This window comes from Streptomyces sp. NPDC041713 (assembly GCF_055591085.1).
Genome location: NZ_JBVIZY010000004.1, coordinates 85409 through 101222, shown reverse-complemented (window position 1 = coordinate 101222; position 15814 = coordinate 85409). Strand labels below are relative to the sequence as shown.

At 71.4% G+C, this 15814-nt stretch carries 14 protein-coding genes; 10 read left to right on the top strand and 4 right to left on the bottom strand.

The features are described 5' to 3' along the window. Positions 1–227 precede the first annotated feature (227 nt). The 4 genes from ACZ6CV_RS13760 (at position 228) to ACZ6CV_RS13745 (ending at position 4791) form a co-directional block, all read left to right on the top strand. Positions 228–1220 carry an SCO0930 family lipoprotein gene (locus ACZ6CV_RS13760; protein ID WP_469250995.1) on the top strand — a complete coding sequence of 331 codons (993 nt, stop codon included), beginning with the start codon at positions 228–230 and terminating at the stop codon, positions 1218–1220. A 213-nt stretch (positions 1221–1433) separates the two neighbouring features. Beyond that, positions 1434–2246, top strand: coding sequence for an SAM-dependent methyltransferase (locus ACZ6CV_RS13755; protein WP_469250994.1), 813 nt, complete (start codon positions 1434–1436; stop codon positions 2244–2246). After that, positions 2243–4378 (top strand): putative bifunctional diguanylate cyclase/phosphodiesterase, encoded by a 2136-nt coding sequence (locus tag ACZ6CV_RS13750; protein WP_469250993.1) that lies wholly within the window; start codon positions 2243–2245, stop codon positions 4376–4378. The genes ACZ6CV_RS13755 and ACZ6CV_RS13750 overlap by 4 nt, the downstream gene beginning before the upstream one ends. A gap of 119 nt (positions 4379–4497) precedes the next feature. Beyond that, positions 4498–4791 (top strand): DUF3303 family protein, encoded by a 294-nt coding sequence (locus ACZ6CV_RS13745; RefSeq protein ID WP_359323886.1) that lies wholly within the window; start codon positions 4498–4500, stop codon positions 4789–4791. A 22-nt stretch (positions 4792–4813) separates the two neighbouring features. Here ACZ6CV_RS13745 and ACZ6CV_RS13740 read toward each other — a convergent pair whose 3' ends face one another. Continuing rightward, positions 4814–5689, bottom strand: coding sequence for a LysR family transcriptional regulator (locus ACZ6CV_RS13740; protein WP_469250992.1), 876 nt, complete (start codon positions 5687–5689; stop codon positions 4814–4816). A gap of 95 nt (positions 5690–5784) precedes the next feature. Here ACZ6CV_RS13740 and ACZ6CV_RS13735 point away from each other — a divergent pair, with 95 nt between their 5' ends. From ACZ6CV_RS13735 to ACZ6CV_RS13720, 4 genes are all read left to right on the top strand, one after another. Continuing rightward, positions 5785–6492: a succinate dehydrogenase gene (locus ACZ6CV_RS13735; RefSeq protein ID WP_469250991.1), complete on the top strand. Its 708-nt coding sequence runs from the start codon at positions 5785–5787 to the stop codon at positions 6490–6492. A 3-nt stretch (positions 6493–6495) separates the two neighbouring features. Next, complete coding sequence (locus ACZ6CV_RS13730; RefSeq protein WP_469250990.1) at positions 6496–8454, top strand: fumarate reductase/succinate dehydrogenase flavoprotein subunit; 1959 nt, start codon at positions 6496–6498, stop codon at positions 8452–8454. Further along, the gene (locus ACZ6CV_RS13725; RefSeq protein ID WP_469250989.1) at positions 8451–9197 is read left to right on the top strand and encodes a succinate dehydrogenase/fumarate reductase iron-sulfur subunit; all 747 of its coding nucleotides are present in this window, start codon (positions 8451–8453) and stop codon (positions 9195–9197) included. Before ACZ6CV_RS13730 ends, ACZ6CV_RS13725 begins: the two co-directional genes overlap by 4 nt. A 79-nt stretch (positions 9198–9276) precedes the next feature. Then, on the top strand, positions 9277–10791 hold the full coding sequence (locus ACZ6CV_RS13720) for an acyl-CoA synthetase (RefSeq protein ID WP_469250988.1): 1515 nt from the start codon (positions 9277–9279) through the stop codon (positions 10789–10791). A 116-nt stretch (positions 10792–10907) separates the two neighbouring features. On the opposite strand, the gene ACZ6CV_RS13715 is transcribed toward ACZ6CV_RS13720, so the two are convergent. Next, on the bottom strand, positions 10908–13265 hold the full coding sequence (locus ACZ6CV_RS13715; protein WP_469250987.1) for an ATP-binding cassette domain-containing protein: 2358 nt from the start codon (positions 13263–13265) through the stop codon (positions 10908–10910). A 296-nt stretch (positions 13266–13561) separates the two neighbouring features. Here ACZ6CV_RS13715 and ACZ6CV_RS13710 point away from each other — a divergent pair, with 296 nt between their 5' ends. Next, complete coding sequence (locus tag ACZ6CV_RS13710) at positions 13562–13879, top strand: hypothetical protein (protein ID WP_469250986.1); 318 nt, start codon at positions 13562–13564, stop codon at positions 13877–13879. A 37-nt stretch (positions 13880–13916) separates the two neighbouring features. Here the strand turns inward: ACZ6CV_RS13710 and ACZ6CV_RS13705 are convergent, their stop codons facing one another. Continuing rightward, on the bottom strand, positions 13917–14942 hold the full coding sequence (locus ACZ6CV_RS13705) for an LLM class flavin-dependent oxidoreductase (RefSeq protein WP_469250985.1): 1026 nt from the start codon (positions 14940–14942) through the stop codon (positions 13917–13919). 42 nt (positions 14943–14984) lie between these two features. Between ACZ6CV_RS13705 and ACZ6CV_RS13700 the strand changes: the two genes are divergently transcribed. Continuing rightward, complete coding sequence (locus ACZ6CV_RS13700) at positions 14985–15473, top strand: phosphatase domain-containing protein (RefSeq protein WP_469250984.1); 489 nt, start codon at positions 14985–14987, stop codon at positions 15471–15473. Positions 15474–15501: 28 nt separating this feature from the next. Here ACZ6CV_RS13700 and ACZ6CV_RS13695 read toward each other — a convergent pair whose 3' ends face one another. Further along, entirely contained in the window at positions 15502–15720 is a 219-nt protein-coding gene (locus ACZ6CV_RS13695) for a dodecin (protein ID WP_355806691.1), read from the bottom strand. Between the last annotated feature and the right edge of the window lie 94 nt (positions 15721–15814).

The window sequence follows — 15814 nt, the reverse complement described above, 5'->3', positions numbered from 1 at the left end:
CATGGGCCGCGGATCGGTCCGCCACGCCAGAGAACCCCTCGATTGACCCGAAGGAAGTATGCGCGCACGCAAGAGGTTTGACGCCACGTGACCTGTCTCGGTGGCGGGCCGACCGCGTCAAGAATCTTGCGGCGCGGCTGAACGCGACGGCCGCTCCCGCCCGTACCTAGGGCCATGTGTGACGCAATCGGGCGCCACAACACCTCTGTGGACAGTGGGAGTCAACGATGCTGCATCCAAGTGGGGGTTCCCCCCGGGCCTGGCGGAGCGCCTCGCTCGTGGCGACAGCCGCGGCCCTGCTGGCGCTGACGACGGCGTGCGGCCAGGAAAAGGGCGAGCAGTCCCCGAACGGGCAGAACGTGGGCAACCAGGCGCCCGCGAAGGACAACGGCTACGGCGCGGACGACGCGTACGGGTCGGACGACGGCTACGGGTCGGACTCCGGTGCCGCCGGCAAGGACGCCGAGGCGAAGTCCGCGGGGCAACTCGCGGTGTGGGACAGCAAGAAGCTGGGCAAGGTCGTCACCGACAGCGCGGGCTTCACCCTCTACCGCTTCGACAAGGACACCGCCCAGCCGCCCAAGTCCGCCTGCGCGGGCGCCTGTCTCAAGACGTGGCCCGCCGTCCCCGCCGACGGTGCCCAGGTCGCGCCCGGCGTCGACGCGTCGCTGCTCGGCGAGGTCACCACCGCCGACGGCACCAAGCAGCTCACCATCGACGGCTGGCCGATGTACCGGTACGCGCAGGACACCAAGCCCGGCGACGCCAAGGGCCAAGGCGTGGGCGGCACTTGGCACGCCGCCGCCCCCGACGGCAAGAAGGCGGCGCCCTCGGCCGCCGGCGCGGCACCCGTCGACCCGGCGGGCCTGTCCACCCGCAAGGACCCCGGGCTCGGCGAGATCGTCGTCGACAAGAACGGCATGACCGTCTACCGCTTCACCAAGGACTCCGCCTGGCCGATGAAGTCGGCGTGCACCGGCGCGTGCCTGAAGAAGTGGCCCGTCGTGGCGCCCGTCGCCAAGAACGACACTCGAGGAATCCTCGAGAAAGGCTTTACCGTCTTCAACCGGCCCGACGGCGAGAAGCAGCAGACGATCAACTGCTGGCCGCTGTACACCTTCGCGGGCGACAAGGAGCCCGGCGACGTCAACGGCCAAGGGGTGGGCGGCACTTGGTACGCCGCGAGCCCACAGGGAAAGCCGGTGGGCGCCGCCAAGTAACCCGCACGGCGCTCGGACAGACCGGCCCGTCTCCTCCCATATCACAGGGAGGGGGCGGGCCGGTCCGTGGTGTGGCGCACGGCACTTGCCAACGGCAGTGACCGAGAACGGACGGCCAATTTCCGTTTTGACTCGCCCCCTTGGCGGACGATCAGTAGCCTCACCCTCGAACATCGGAACGCCTGCGCCACCCCCCTACGCCTTGGAGTCTTGATGGAGCGTCCCGCCTGGGCACCGCTGGGCATCGACATCTCGATGCCCAGCGTGTCCCGCATCTACGACTACTACCTGGGCGGTTCGCACAACTTCGAGGTGGACCGGGAGGCCGCCCGCAAGGCCATGGAGTTCATGCCGGGGCTGCCGAAGGTCATGCAGGCCAACCGGGCCTTCATGCGGCGCGCGGTGCGGCACGCCGTCGGTCAGGGTGTCACCCAGTTCCTCGACATCGGTTCCGGCATCCCGACCTTCGGCAACGTGCACGAGGTGGCGCAGCAGGCGAGCCCCGAGGCACGCGTCGTCTACGTGGACCACGACCCGGTCGCCGTGGCGCACGGCCAGGCGGTCCTCGAGGGCACCGAGCGGACCGCGGCCATCGCCGGCGACCTGCGCAAGCCCCGGGACATTCTGGGCAGTTCGGAGGTGGCCGAGGTCCTCGACCTGGACCGCCCGGTGGCGGTGCTCCTCGTCGCCGTCCTGCACTTCCTGGAGGACGCGTACGATCCTCGTGCGGCGGTCGCAGAGCTCCGGGATGCGACGGCGCCCGGCAGCCTCCTGGTCGTCAGCCACGCCTCGTACGAAGGGATCCCCGTTCCCCCCGAGCAGGCCGGCCGGACGGTCGGTGTATACAAGGACATCCGCAATCCACTGATCATGCGCTCGCGCGACGAGATCGCGCGGTTCTTCGAGGGATACGACATGGTGGAACCCGGCCTGGTGCCGATGCCGCACTGGCGGCCCGACACGGCCCCGGAGGAGGAGGATCCCTACTCCTTCTCGGGATTCGCGGGCGTGGGACGGAAGCGTTGAGCGGCGAGCAGGACGGACCGGAGGGGAGAATCCGCAGGTTCGCCACCATCTGGAGCCGTGCGATCTTCCCCGTGACGGCCACCTCGCTCACCCGTCCCGAGTTCGAACAGCAACTCGTGCCGCTCGCCCGGCGGTTGTGCGACGCGCTGCGCGCGCGGGTCTTCGACGCGGCGGAGAGCCAGGCCGTCGGCGCCGCGCTCGTCGGCACGCACTGCACGGACCCCGAGGCGCTCAGCCGCACGCTCGACTGCGTCGACGCCTACCTCGTCCTGTACTGCGGCGGTGACGGCCCGCGCGAGGAGCTGCGGGCCCGCTCCGCGCGCATCCAGCACGCCATGGCCGCCGGGTTCGCCCAGGCGCTGCGCGAGCGCACCCTCGTCGAGCAGGAGGCGATCTCACGGGCCGCCCTGAGCGCGCGCAGCGCCGTCGCCGAGGCCCTGCACGCCAGCGAGGCGCGGTTCCGTGCCGTCTTCCACGGCGCCGCGATCGGCATCGGCATCGCCGACCTGGACGGCACGGTCCTGGAGGTCAACGACGCGCTGATCCGCATGTTCGGCGGCCTGGAGCACCAGCTGCGCGGACGCAACGTGGGGGAGTGGACGCACCCCGACGACTCGCCGCACGTCTGGAAGCTCTACGAGGAGCTGGTCCGCGGCGAGCGCGAGCACTACCGGGTGGAGAAGGCGTTCTACCGCCCCGACGGCACCGTCCTGTGGACCAACCTCACCGTCTCCCTGCTGCGCGACGCGGACGGCATGCCGCAGTACCAGCTGGCGCTGATGGAGGACACCACCGAGCGCCGGCTGCTCAACCTCCGCCTGCGGTACGAGGCCACGCACGACGCGCTCACCGGCCTGCCCAACCGCACCCTGTTCTTCGAGCGCCTGGAGAAGGCCCTCTCGGCGAGCGGCAGCGGCCGGTTCGGGCTGTGCTACCTCGACCTCGACGGCTTCAAGACCGTCAACGACAGCCTCGGCCACGCGGCGGGCGACCGGCTGCTCGTCGAGGTCGCCGACCGGCTGCAGTCCTGCGCGACGGCCCCCGGCGAGATGGTGGCCCGGCTCGGCGGCGACGAGTTCGTGGCGCTCACCACGGGCCCCGACACCGAGACCGAGGTGGACGAGCTCGCCGGCCGCATCATGAGCGTGCTCGCCACCCCGATCCGCGTCGACGGCCGCGAGCTGACCGTGCGCGGCAGCATCGGCATCGTGGAGGGCCCGGCGGGCGAGCGCGGCGCGGCGGAGGTCCTGCGCAGCGCCGACATCACGATGTACCGCGCCAAGTCCGCGGGCGGCAACCGCTACGAACTCGCCGACCCCGAGGCCGACGCCCGCGCCATCACCCGGCACGGTCTGACCACCGCGCTGCCCGCGGCCCTGGAGCGCGGCGAGTTCTTCATCGAGTACCAGCCGCTCGTGCACCTGGGCGACGGCAGCGTGCGCGGTGCGGAGGCGCTGGTGCGCTGGCTCCACCCGCAGCACGGCATCATCGGCCCGGACCGCTTCATCCCGCTCGCCGAGCACACCGGCCTCATCGTGCCGCTCGGCCGCTGGGTCCTGGAGGAGTCGGTGCGCCAGGCGCGGCGCTGGGAGGCCCGGCACAGCGACGCCGGGCCGCTGCGGGTCAACGTCAACCTCTCGCCCATGCAGCTCACCCACCCGGGCCTGGTCTCCGACACGGTCGACATCCTGGAGCGCGAGGGCCTGGCGCCGGGCGCGCTCTGCCTGGAGGTCACCGAGTCCGCGCTGATAGGAGCCGACGACGACCTGCTCAAGCCGTTGCGCAGGCTCGCCGAGATGGGCGTGGACATCGCGCTCGACGACTTCGGCACCGGCTACTCCAACCTCGCCAACCTGCGGCGGCTGCCGGTGAGCGTGCTCAAGCTGGACCGCTCGTTCACCCAGGGCATGCAGCACTTCCCCGCCGACCCGGTCGACCTGAAGATCGTCGAGGGGATCGTGGCGCTCGCCCACAGCCTCGACCTCGCGGTCACCGTCGAGGGCGTCGAGACGGGCGCCCAGGCGGACCAGCTGCGGGAGCTGGGCTGCGACACGGCACAGGGCTGGTACTACGCGCGGCCCGGCCCGCCGGACCAGCTGCACGAACTGGCCCTCGCGGACGCGATCAGCTGACTCCCGCACGCCGCCGGACCGGACACCGCCGACCCGGACACCGCTGCCCCGGACACCGCCCCGCCTGAGGTGCGGTGCGGGGCGGACGGCGGGACTCTGGAAGGGAGGAAGTGAGTCCCATGAGGGTCATGTTGAGAGCACGTCTGGACACCCAGGCCGCGAACGAGGCGATCAAGAGCGGAGCCCTGCCGAAGATGGTGGGCGCGCTGACGGAGCGGCTGCAGCCGGAGGCGGCCTACTTCGGGCCGGGTGACGGCGGCCGCTGCTGCACCTTCGTCTTCGACATGCAGGACACGTCGGAGCTGCCGTCCATCACCGAGCCGCTCTTCGGCGAGGTCGGCGCGGAGATAGAGATCTACCCGGTGATGAACGCGGAGGACCTGCGCAAAGGCCTGGCGGCGCTGGAGCGCTGAGGCCGAAGTCGTCCCGGGCGCGTCAGCGCGCCAGCAGCATCCGCTGGAGTTCCCGCGCCGCCCGCGGCGGCGCCACGTCGCTGCGGTGGGCGAGCGCGATCGTGCGGTGCAGGCTCGGCCTGGCCAGCGGCGTCACCCGCAGGTCGGGCCCCGCGCGCTCCGCGACCATGCGCGGCACGACCGCGACCCCGAGCCCGGCCCGCACGAAGCCGAGCACCGCGTCCATCTCGCCGCCCTCCACCGCGAACTCCGGCTCGAACCCCTCGGCGCGGCACGCGGTGACGGTGAGCTCCCGCAGGTCGTAGCCGTGCCGGAACATCACGAGCCGCTCGCCCTGCAGATCCGCGATCTGCACCGAGCGGCCGAGGCTCCGTGACTCCGGCGACGACACCACGACCAGGTCCTCGCGCAGCAGCTCGACCGTGGTGAGCGCCGGCGAGGGGGTGGGCAGCGGCAGGACCACCAGGGCCAGGTCGAGGGCGCCGCGCGCGAGTTCCCGTACGAGATCGTGCGAGCCGCCCTCCTCGATGAGGAGCTGGATGCCCGGGTGCCGGTCGTGGAACGCGTGCAGGATCTCGGGCAGCAGACCGGTGCACACGCTCGGGGTCGCGCCGAGACGGATCCGGCCGCGGCGCAGCTGCGCCAGCTCCTGCACCTCGATCCGCGCGGTGTCGGCGTCGGCCAGGATCCGGCGGGCCAGCGGAAGCAGCGCCTCGCCCGCGTCGGTCAGCGCGATGTTGCCGCGCGCCCGGCTGAAGAGCTCCGCGCCCAGCTCCTTCTCCAGGGCCCTGATCTGCTGGGAGAGCGAGGGCTGGGAGACGTGCACCTGTTCCGCGGCGCGGGTGAAGTGCCGCGCCTCGGCGACCGCCACGAAGTAGTGCAGCTGCTGGAATTGCATACGGCAACGATACGTCGATCGATAGGCTCGGGCTATCGAGATGAGCCGAACCATCTCTTGGACCGATCGGGACCTTCGGCCGTAGCGTCTGTGACATGGCTCTGGCAACGCGGACGGACAAACGGCCGTCCATGACCCGCACGCTGTGGGACTCCACCATCGGCAAGAAGACGGTGATGGCGGTGAGCGGCTTGATCATGCTGCTCTACCTCTTCGTGCACATGATCGGGAACCTGAAGATCTTCTTCGGCCCGTCGGAGATCAACCACTACGCACACTGGCTCCGCACGGTCGGCGAGCCCTTCATGCACTACGAGTGGACGCTCTGGCTGATCCGCGTGGTGCTCGTCGCCGCCGTCGTCGCGCATGCCGTCTCCGCGTACCAGCTGAGCCGCCGCGACATCAGGGCGCGCCCGACCAAGTACGTCCACAAGAGGCGCGAGGCGAGCTTCGCCACCCGCACCATGCGCTGGGGCGGCATCATCATCGCGCTGTTCATCGTCTGGCACATCCTCGACCTGACGACCGGCACCGTGCACCCCGGCTCCTACCAGCACCTGCACCCGTACCAGAACATCATCGACACCTTCTCGACCTGGTACGGCAACGTCATCTACATCGTCGCCGTGACCGCCGTCGGCTTCCACGTCCGGCACGGGCTGTGGAGCGCCGCGCAGACCCTGGGCGTCGGCACCGCCACCCGCGACCGCGTCCTCAAGCCCTTCGCCAACGGCTTCGCCGTGGTGCTGACCCTCGGCTTCGTCTCCGTACCCGTGGCCGTCATGACCGGACTGGTGAGCTGACCCATGACCCAACCCAGTGAGTACTCCGCGTACGCGACGGGCGAACCGCTCGCCGACACCAAGGCGCCCTCCGGACCGATCGCCGAGCGCTGGGACACCCGGCGCTTCCAGGCGAAGCTGGTCAACCCGGCCAACCGCCGCAAGCACACCGTGATCGTCGTCGGCACCGGCCTGGCCGGCGGCTCCGCCGGCGCCACGCTCGCCGAACAGGGCTACCACGTCGTGCAGTTCTGCTACCAGGACTCGCCGCGCCGCGCCCACTCCATCGCCGCGCAGGGCGGCATCAACGCCGCGAAGAACTACCGCAACGACGGCGACTCGGTCCACCGGCTCTTCTACGACACCGTCAAGGGCGGCGACTTCCGCGCCCGCGAGTCCAACGTGCACCGGCTCGCGCAGATCTCCGTCGAGATCATCGACCAGTGCGTGGCGCAGGGCGTGCCGTTCGCCCGCGAGTACGGCGGTCTCCTCGACACCCGCTCCTTCGGCGGCGTCCAGGTGTCCCGCACCTTCTACGCGCGCGGCCAGACCGGACAGCAGCTTCTGCTCGGCGCCTACCAGGCGCTGTCCCGGCAGATCGCCGCCGGGAACGTGGAGATGCACCCCCGCACCGAGATGCTCGACGTGATCGTCGTCGACGGGCGGGCCCGCGGCATCGTCGCCCGCGACCTGATCACCGGCAAGATCGACACGTACTTCGCGGACGCCGTGGTCCTCGCCTCCGGCGGCTACGGCAACGTCTTCTACCTGTCGACCAACGCCATGAACTCCAACGCCACCGCGGTCTGGCGGGCCCACCGGCGCGGCGCCTACTTCGCCAACCCCTGCTTCACCCAGATCCACCCCACCTGCATCCCGCGCACCGGCGACCACCAGTCCAAGCTGACGCTGATGAGCGAGTCGCTGCGCAACGACGGCCGCATCTGGGTCCCGAAGGCCAAGGGCGACGACCGCCCGGCCCACCAGATCCCCGAGGACGAGCGCGACTACTACCTGGAGCGCATCTACCCGTCCTTCGGCAACCTCGTACCCCGCGACATCGCGTCCCGCGCCGCCAAGAACGTGTGCGACGAGGGCAGGGGAGTGGGCCCCGGCGGCCAGGGCGTCTACCTCGACTTCGCCGACGCCATCCAGCGGATGGGCAGGAAGAAGGTCGAGGAGAAGTACGGCAACCTCTTCGACATGTACGAGCGGATCACCGCGGAGAACCCGTACGAGGTCCCGATGCGGATCTACCCCGCCGTGCACTACACGATGGGCGGGCTCTGGGTCGACTACGACCTGCAGACCACCGTGCCCGGCCTGTTCGCGGTCGGCGAGGCCAACTTCTCCGACCACGGCGCCAACCGGCTCGGCGCGAGCGCGCTCATGCAGGGCCTCGCCGACGGCTACTTCGTGCTGCCGTCCACCATCAACGACTACCTCGCCCGCCATCCGCACCAGGACGAGGTCGGCGCCGAACACCCCGTCGTACAGGAGGTGCTGGCCGAGACCGAGGACCGCCTCAACCTGCTCCTGTCCGTCGACGGGGACCGCACCCCCGACTCCTTCCACCGCGAACTCGGCGAGGTCATGTGGGAGTTCTGCGGCATGGCCCGCACCGAGTCCGGACTGCGCAAGGCGCTGGAGCGCATCCCGCAGATCCGCGAGGAGTTCTGGCGCCGCATCAAGGTCCCCGGCACCGGTGAGGAGTTCAACCAGTCCCTGGAGAAGGCGAACCGCATCGTCGACTACCTCGAACTCGCCGAGCTGATGTGCCTCGACGCCCTGCACCGCGCCGAGTCCTGCGGCGGCCACTTCCGCGAGGAGTCCCAGACGCCCGACGGCGAGGCGGCCCGCGACGACGAGGCGTTCTCCTACGCCGCCGCCTGGGAGTTCACCGAGACCGGCGCCGCCCCCGTCCTGCACAAGGAAGACCTCGTCTTCGAGTACGTCCACCCCACTCAGCGGAGCTACGCATGAAGCTCACCCTGCGCGTCTGGCGCCAGAAGAACGCCGACGCCGACGGCGCGATGTCCACGTACGAGGTGGACGGCATCTCCACCGACATGTCGTTCCTCGAGATGCTCGACACTCTCAACGAAGAGCTCATCGTCAAGGGCGAGGACCCCGTCGCCTTCGACCACGACTGCCGCGAGGGCATCTGCGGCGCCTGCTCGCTCGTCATCAACGGCGACGCGCACGGCCCCGAGCGCACCACCACCTGCCAGCTGCACATGCGGTCCTTCAAGGACGGCGACACCATCGACATCGAGCCGTGGCGCGCCGCCGCCTTCCCGGTCGTCAAGGACCTGGTCGTCGACCGCTCCGCCTTCGACCGGATCATCCAGTCCGGCGGTTACATCAGCGCGCCCACCGGCTCCGCGCCCGAGGCACACGCCGCGCCCGTGCCCAAGCCGGACGCCGACTTCGCCTTCGAGCACGCCGAGTGCATCGGCTGCGGGGCGTGCGTGGCGGCCTGCCCCAACGGGTCGGCGATGCTCTTCACCTCCGCCAAGGTCAACCACCTCAACGTGCTGCCGCAGGGCGCCCCCGAGCGGGAGACGCGCGTCCTGGACATGGTCGCGCAGATGGACGAGGAAGGGTTCGGTGGGTGCACGCTGACCGGCGAGTGCGCCACCGCCTGCCCCAAGGGCATTCCGCTGCCGTCCATCTCGGCGATGAACAAGGAGTGGCTGCGGGCCACCCGGAAGGTGAGCCGGTAGGTCCCGATGCCGGGCGCGGGTTGTTTGTGGCCGGTCGCGTGGTTCCCCGCGCCCCTTGCGGGCGCGTACCTTCGCCCGCATGCATCCGGGAGCGTACGACCCCGCAAGGACGGCCGTCGTCACCGCCGACGGCACACGGACCCTCAGCTACGGACAGCTCGAAGAACGCTCCCTGCGGCTCGCGGACCATCTGCGGGCCGCGGGGCTGCGCCGGGGCGATCACATCGCCCTCCTCTGCGACAACGACCCGCGCGCCCTCGAGGTCTACTGGGCCACCATGCGCTCGGGGCTCTACCTCACCGCCGTCAACCACCACTTGCGGGCCGACGACGTCGCCCACATCGTGCGGGACTGCGGGGCCGCCGTCCTGATCCACTCCGGCACGCTCGCACAACTCGCCACGGAGGTACGGGAGTTGGCGGCCGGACCGGCCCTCGTGCTGGACCTCGACGACGGCACGTACGAGAAGGCCCTCGCGGACGCCTCCGCCGTACCGCCGGACCGGCAGCCGCTCGGCGCCGACATGCTCTACTCCTCGGGCACCACCGGCCGGCCGAAGGGGATCAGGACGGCGCTGCCCGACGGTGACGTGCGCGACCAGCCGACGACGTACACCGTCGTCTTCCAGACCATGTACGGCTTCGGTGAGGACACCGTCTACCTCAGTCCCGCGCCGATCTACCACGCGGCGCCCCTGCGGTTCTGCGGCGTCGTGACCGCGCTCGGCGGCACCGTCGTCCTGATGGACACCTTCGACGCCGAGGCGGCCCTCGCGGCCGTCGAGCGGCACCGGGTGACGCACAGTCAGTGGGTGCCGACCATGTTCGTCCGCATGCTCAAGCTGCCCGCCCCGGTGCGGGAGCGCTACGACCTGTCGTCCCTGCGGATCGCCATCCATGCCGCGGCGCCCTGCCCCGTCGAGGTCAAGCGGCGGATGATGGAGTGGTGGGGGCCGGTCCTGTACGAGTACTACTCCTCGACGGAGGGCAACGGCATCACCTTCATCTCGCCCGAGGAGTGGCTGCGCAAGCCCGGTTCGGTCGGCCGCGACGGCTTCCTCGGGACCCTGCGGATCTGCGCCGAGGACGGCCGCGTCCTGCCGCCGGGCGAGACCGGGACGGTCTACTTCGAGCGCGACGAGCGGCCCTTCCAGTACCACGGGGACGACGACCGCACCCGGGAGGCCCAGCACCCCGACCACCCGAACTGGACGACCACCGGCGACATCGGCCACGTCGACGAGGACGGCTACCTCTTCCTCACCGACCGCAAGGCCTTCATGATCATCTCGGGTGGTGTGAACGTCTACCCGCAGGAGGCGGAGGACGTGCTCGTGCTGCACCCGGCCGTCGCCGACGTGGCGGTCGTGGGCGTGCCGGACGCCGAGATGGGCGAGTCGGTCAAGGCCGTCGTCCAGGTCGAGCCGGGAGTCGCCCCCGGCCCCGAACTGGCCGGGGAACTCGTCGACTTCGCCCGGGAGCGGCTCGCGCACTACAAGGCGCCGCGCACCGTCGACTTCACCGAACGACTGCCACGCACCCCGACCGGAAAGCTGGCGAAGGCGCGCTTGCGGGAGTCGTATCGGCGGGGGTGACCGGCCGAGCGTATGTCATGCCCCGCAGGGGCCGAACCGGCTCGGGGAAGCGGCTCGGGTCCGTTCCGCACGTCGGCTGCCCGCGTCCCCGCGAGGGCGTCGCTCAGCCCCGGCCGTCAGCCCCGGCCCTCCGCCTCGCCCCGTGCGCGGGCCAGATACGGTGCCGTGCGGCTGTCCTTGGTGTGGGCCACGTCGGCCGGGGTGCCGGTCGCCACGATCTGGCCGCCGCGGTCGCCGCCGCCCGGGCCCAGGTCAACGACCCAGTCCGCGCCCGCCACCACCGCCATGTCGTGCTCGACGACGACCACGGAGTTGCCGCCGTCGACCAGTTCGTGCAGGCGGCCGGTGAGGACCTCGACGTCGGCCGGGTGCAGGCCGGTCGTCGGCTCGTCGAGGAGGTAGAGCGTGTGCCCCCGCCTGGCCCGCTGCAACTCGCTGGCCAGCTTGATGCGTTGGGCCTCGCCGCCCGACAGCTCGGTCGCCGGCTGGCCGAGCCGCAGATAGCCGAGGCCGACGTCGAGGAGCGTACGCAGGCTGCGTACGACCGGCGGGGTGTCCGCGAAGAACTCCGCGGCCGCCTCGACGGTCAGGTCGAGCACCTCCGCGATGTTCCGTCCCCGGTACGTCACTTCGAGCGTCTCGGGCTTGTAGCGGGCGCCGGCGCAGTCCGGGCAGGGCGCGTACGTGCTGGGCAGGAAGAGCAGCTCGACGCTGACGAAGCCCTCGCCCTGGCAGGTCTCGCAGCGACCGCCCGCCACGTTGAAGGAGAAGCGGCCCACGCCGTAGCCGCGCTCCTTCGCCGTGTCCGTGGCGGCGAAGACCTTGCGCACGACGTCGAAGAGGCCGGTGTAGGTGGCCAGGTTGGAGCGCGGGGTGCGGCCGATCGGCTTCTGGTCGACGCAGACCAGCCGGTCCACGCCCGCGAGCTCCTCGGTGATCTCGCCGACGAGCGTGGACTTCCCCGAGCCGGAGACGCCCGTGACGGCGGTGAAGGCGCCGAGCGGGATCTCCGCCGTCACCGCGCGCAAGTTGTGACGGGTGACGGGGCCGACCTTCAACCACCCCTTGGGGGCGCGCACTTCACGTACCGGAGAGGTGTTCCGGCCGAACAGGAAACGAGCCGTCTCCGAATCGCGGACGCCCTCGACCTCCGCCACCGGGCCGCTGTGCAGCACCCGTCCGCCGTGCTCGCCGGCCTGCGGGCCCACGTCGACGAGCCAGTCCGCGTGGCGCATGACGTCGAGGTGGTGCTCCACGACGAAGACGGAGTTGCCGGCCGCCTTGAGCCGGTCGAGGACCGTCAACAGGGCTTCGGTGTCGGCCGGGTGGAGCCCCGCGGACGGCTCGTCCAGGACGTACACCACCCCGAAGAGCCCCGAGCGCAGCTGGGTCGCGAGGCGCAGCCGCTGCAGTTCGCCCGCCGACAGGGTGGGCGTCGCGCGGTCCGGGCTGAGGTAGCCGAGGCCGAGTTCGGTGACGGTCGCGATGCGTGCGAGCAGGTCCTCGGTCAGCACGCGGGCGGTCTCCGAGGTGTCCGCGCCGCTCGCGAGGACGTCGGCGAGATCGGACAGCGGCAGTGAGGCGAGCTCGGCGATCGTACGGCCGGCGAACGTGACCGCCATCGCCTCCGGACGCAGCCTGCTCCCGCCGCACGCCGGGCACGGCTCGCTCGCCAGGAACCGCTCGGCCTTGGCGCGCAGCGTCTGGCTCTTGGAGTCCGCGAAGGTCTTCATCACATAGCGGCGGGCGCTCATGTAGGTGCCCTGGTAGGGGCGGTGGATCCGGCCGGCCTCGCGCACCGGGTGCACGGTCACCACTGGCTGCTCGTCCGTGAACAGGATCCAGTCCCGGTCCCGCCGCGCCAGCTCGCGCCACGGCCGGTCCACGTCGTACCCGAGGGCGTCCAGGACGTCGCGCAGGTTCTTGCCCTGCCAGGCGCCGGGCCAGGCGGCGATGGCGCCGTCGCGGATGGAGAGCGAAGGGTCGGGCACGAGGAGCTCTTCCGTCGTGCGGTGGACCCGGCCAAGGCCGTGGCACTCGGGGCAGGCGCCGACGGCCGTGTTCGACGAGAACGCGTCCGAATCGAGCCGCTCCGCGCCCGCCGGGTAGCTGCCCGCGCGGGAGAAGAGCATCCGCAGGGAGTTGGAGAGCGTGGTGACGGTGCCGACGGAGGAGCGGGAGGTCGGCGCCGAGCGGCGCTGCTGGAGCGAGACGGCGGGCGGCAGGCCGGTGATCTCGCCGACCTTCGGCGCGCCCACCTGGTGGATCAGCCGCCGGGCGTACGGCGCGACGGACTCGAAGTAGCGGCGCTGCGCCTCGGCGTAGATGGTCCCGAAGGCGAGTGAGGACTTGCCCGAGCCGGAGACGCCGGTGAAGACGGCGAGCACGTCGCGCGGGATGTCCACGTCGACGCCCCGGAGATTGTGCTCCCGGGCGCCCCGGACACGTACGAACGGATCGTGGGGGCTGTGCATGGAGGGCTCCGTACGCGGCTCGGGGACACCCACGATACAACGCCCCCGCTCTCCGGCCACGGCTCTCACCTGCGCTTTCCCGGTACGGGACGTACGGCCCCGGCAGGAGTCCGGCGGGGACCTGCGGCTGCGACCGCTTACCCGCGCATAGGGGTCTTTTGCCCCCTACCCGCCGCTTGGTGCGGCTCTTACGTTGAAGGCACAGGCGTGAGCGGCGTCACCTTCGGGCCCGCCCCACCGAGCGGCGACACCTTCGGGTCCGCCCCACCGTCCCCTCCCGAAAGGCTCCACAGCGCATGACCGTGCACCCGACCCACCCCAGCCCCGACCAGGCCGCCGCGCTGGAGACCGAGCTGAGGGAGCACGGTGTGCTCTACACCGTGCAGCAGCGGCCGACGCTGGAGTACGCGGCGCAAGACCCCGAGGGCCGCGTCTGGACCATCCGTGCCGTCAAGGAGACGAACTCGATCATCGCGCCGCCCTCCCGGATCTGGCGTGCCGCCTGCGACGACCTGCGCGTCAGCACGCCGGTGACGGGCCCGTCCGGGGTGGTCCGTGCCATAGCCTCGGCCATCGGCCGCCGCCCGCCGACGGAGGCGTCGACACCGGCGTGACCTGCCCGCGGCCGCGGTTCCGCGGCGATGCGGTCTGTCAGCTCCTGCCGGGTCCCTCGCCCGGCGTCAGCCCCGCCAACCGCGCCAGGCGGCGGAACGAGTCCAGCAGGCCGGCGCGGTCGTACGTGCTGGTCGTGACCAGGACCTCCTGCGCGCCGCTTTCCTTCAGCACCGCCTCCAGCTCCTCGGCGACCTGCTCCTCCGTGCCGTGCAGCTGGCCGCGCAGCCCCGCCTCGTAGAAGCCGCGCTCCTTCTCCGTCATGGTCAGCGACGCCACGCGCTCGGCCGGCGCGAGCGGCGGGAACGTGCCGTGGGTGCGGGAGTACGCCATCGACCAGGCCTCCGGCAGGAGCAGCCGGCGGGCCGCCTCCTGCGTCCCGGCCACCGCCACGTTGCCCGAGATCACGACGTACGGCTCGGCCAGCCAGGGGGAGGGGCGGAAGGCGGCGCGGTACTGGTCGATGCCGTGCAGCATCTTCTCGCGGGACCGGAGGTCGCCGATGACCATCGGCAGGCCCGCCTCGGCCGCGATCGTCGCGCCCTCACCCATGGCCAGCACGTACGGCGGCACGGTCAGGCCCTCGGCGGGCCGGGCCCGTACGCCCGTGCCGGACGTGCCGCGGAACCAGGCGAGCAGGTCGGCGAGCCGGGCCGCGAAGTCCTCGGCGTCGTGCTTGTCGCGGCCCAGCGCCTTGCGCACCCCGTCCGTGAAGCCGACGGAACGGCCGAGGCCCATGTCGATCCGCCCGGGGAACAGCGATTCGAGCACCCCGAACTGCTCCGCCACGACCAGCGACTGATGGTTCGGCAGCATCACGCCCCCGGTGCCGACCCGGATGGTGCGGGTGGCCGCCGCCACGGCCGCAGCGAGGACCGTGGGCGCCGACCCCGCGACCCCGGGGACGCCGTGATGCTCCGAGACCCAGAAGCGGTGGTAGCCGAGCGCCTCGACGTCCCGCGCCAGCCGCACGGTGTCGCGCAGCGCCTCGGGCCCGTCGTGCCCCTCACGGGTGCGGGACCGGTCGAGGACGGAGAACCGGGTTTCTGCGATCACTGAGCTCACACGGACTTCAACACCGCGGCGCCGTCATGATTCCCTGTCGGTGTGACCGACGACAGCAGACCTCTGGCCGTGTTCGACCTGGACGGCACCCTCGCGGACACCGCGCACCGGCAGCGGTACCTGGAGGGCAGGCCGCGCGACTGGAACGCGTTCTTCGCGGCGGCGCCCCAGGACCCGCCGCTGGCACCCGGCGTCGAGCTGGCCCTCGCCTCCACCGAGGAGTGCGAGGTCGTGTACCTCACCGGCCGCCCGGAGCGGTGCCGGGCGGACACGGTGGAGTGGCTGGCCCGTCACGGTCTGCCGGACGGCCGCGTCTGGATGCGGCCCGACGGCGACCGCCGGCCCGCCCGCGTCACCAAGCTGGAGATCCTTCGCGAACTGGCCCGCGAGCGGCAGGTCGCCGTCCTGGTGGACGACGACGAACTGGTCTGCGAGGAAGCGCGGCGGGCGGGCTTCGACGTGATCCGCGCCCACTGGGCGACGACGTCACGGGAACTGAAGAAGGCCCAGGAACAAGAGGGCAGAACCTGACCGCCGCGCACACCCGCCCCGCGAAGCGCTACACGTCGCCGTCCTCCAGGCGGAACCCCACCTTGAGGCCCACCTGGTAGTGCTGGATCTGACCGTCCTCGATGTGGCCGCGCACCTGCGTGACCTCGAACCAGTCCAGTGAACGGAGCGTCTGCGAGGCCCGCTCGACGCCGTTGCGGATCGCCTGGTCGATCCCCTCGTGGGACGTGCCGACGATCTCGGTGACGCGGTACGTGTGGTTCGACATGAAGGTGTTCCTCCGGGGCCCGTCGGGTGGAGCCGTACGCACGCGCGTACGCCGGAACGCACGACTCCGTGGAGTGCCGTCACTCCACGGTGCA

Excerpts from the sequence above, each read along its gene's own strand:
- ACZ6CV_RS13720 (WP_469250988.1), top strand. The coding sequence starts at position 9,277 with ATGCATCCGGGAGCGTACGACCCCGCAAGGACGGCCGTCGTCACCGCC.
- ACZ6CV_RS13725 (WP_469250989.1), top strand. The coding sequence starts at position 8,451 with ATGAAGCTCACCCTGCGCGTCTGGCGCCAGAAGAACGCCGACGCCGAC.
- ACZ6CV_RS13760 (WP_469250995.1), top strand. The coding sequence starts at position 228 with ATGCTGCATCCAAGTGGGGGTTCCCCCCGGGCCTGGCGGAGCGCCTCG.
- ACZ6CV_RS13745 (WP_359323886.1), top strand. The coding sequence starts at position 4,498 with ATGAGGGTCATGTTGAGAGCACGTCTGGACACCCAGGCCGCGAACGAG.
- ACZ6CV_RS13735 (WP_469250991.1), top strand. The coding sequence starts at position 5,785 with ATGGCTCTGGCAACGCGGACGGACAAACGGCCGTCCATGACCCGCACG.
- ACZ6CV_RS13730 (WP_469250990.1), top strand. The coding sequence starts at position 6,496 with ATGACCCAACCCAGTGAGTACTCCGCGTACGCGACGGGCGAACCGCTC.
- ACZ6CV_RS13755 (WP_469250994.1), top strand. The coding sequence starts at position 1,434 with ATGGAGCGTCCCGCCTGGGCACCGCTGGGCATCGACATCTCGATGCCC.
- ACZ6CV_RS13710 (WP_469250986.1), top strand. The coding sequence starts at position 13,562 with ATGACCGTGCACCCGACCCACCCCAGCCCCGACCAGGCCGCCGCGCTG.
- ACZ6CV_RS13715 (WP_469250987.1), bottom strand. The coding sequence starts at position 13,265 with ATGCACAGCCCCCACGATCCGTTCGTACGTGTCCGGGGCGCCCGGGAG.
- ACZ6CV_RS13740 (WP_469250992.1), bottom strand. The coding sequence starts at position 5,689 with ATGCAATTCCAGCAGCTGCACTACTTCGTGGCGGTCGCCGAGGCGCGG.
- ACZ6CV_RS13695 (WP_355806691.1), bottom strand. The coding sequence starts at position 15,720 with ATGTCGAACCACACGTACCGCGTCACCGAGATCGTCGGCACGTCCCAC.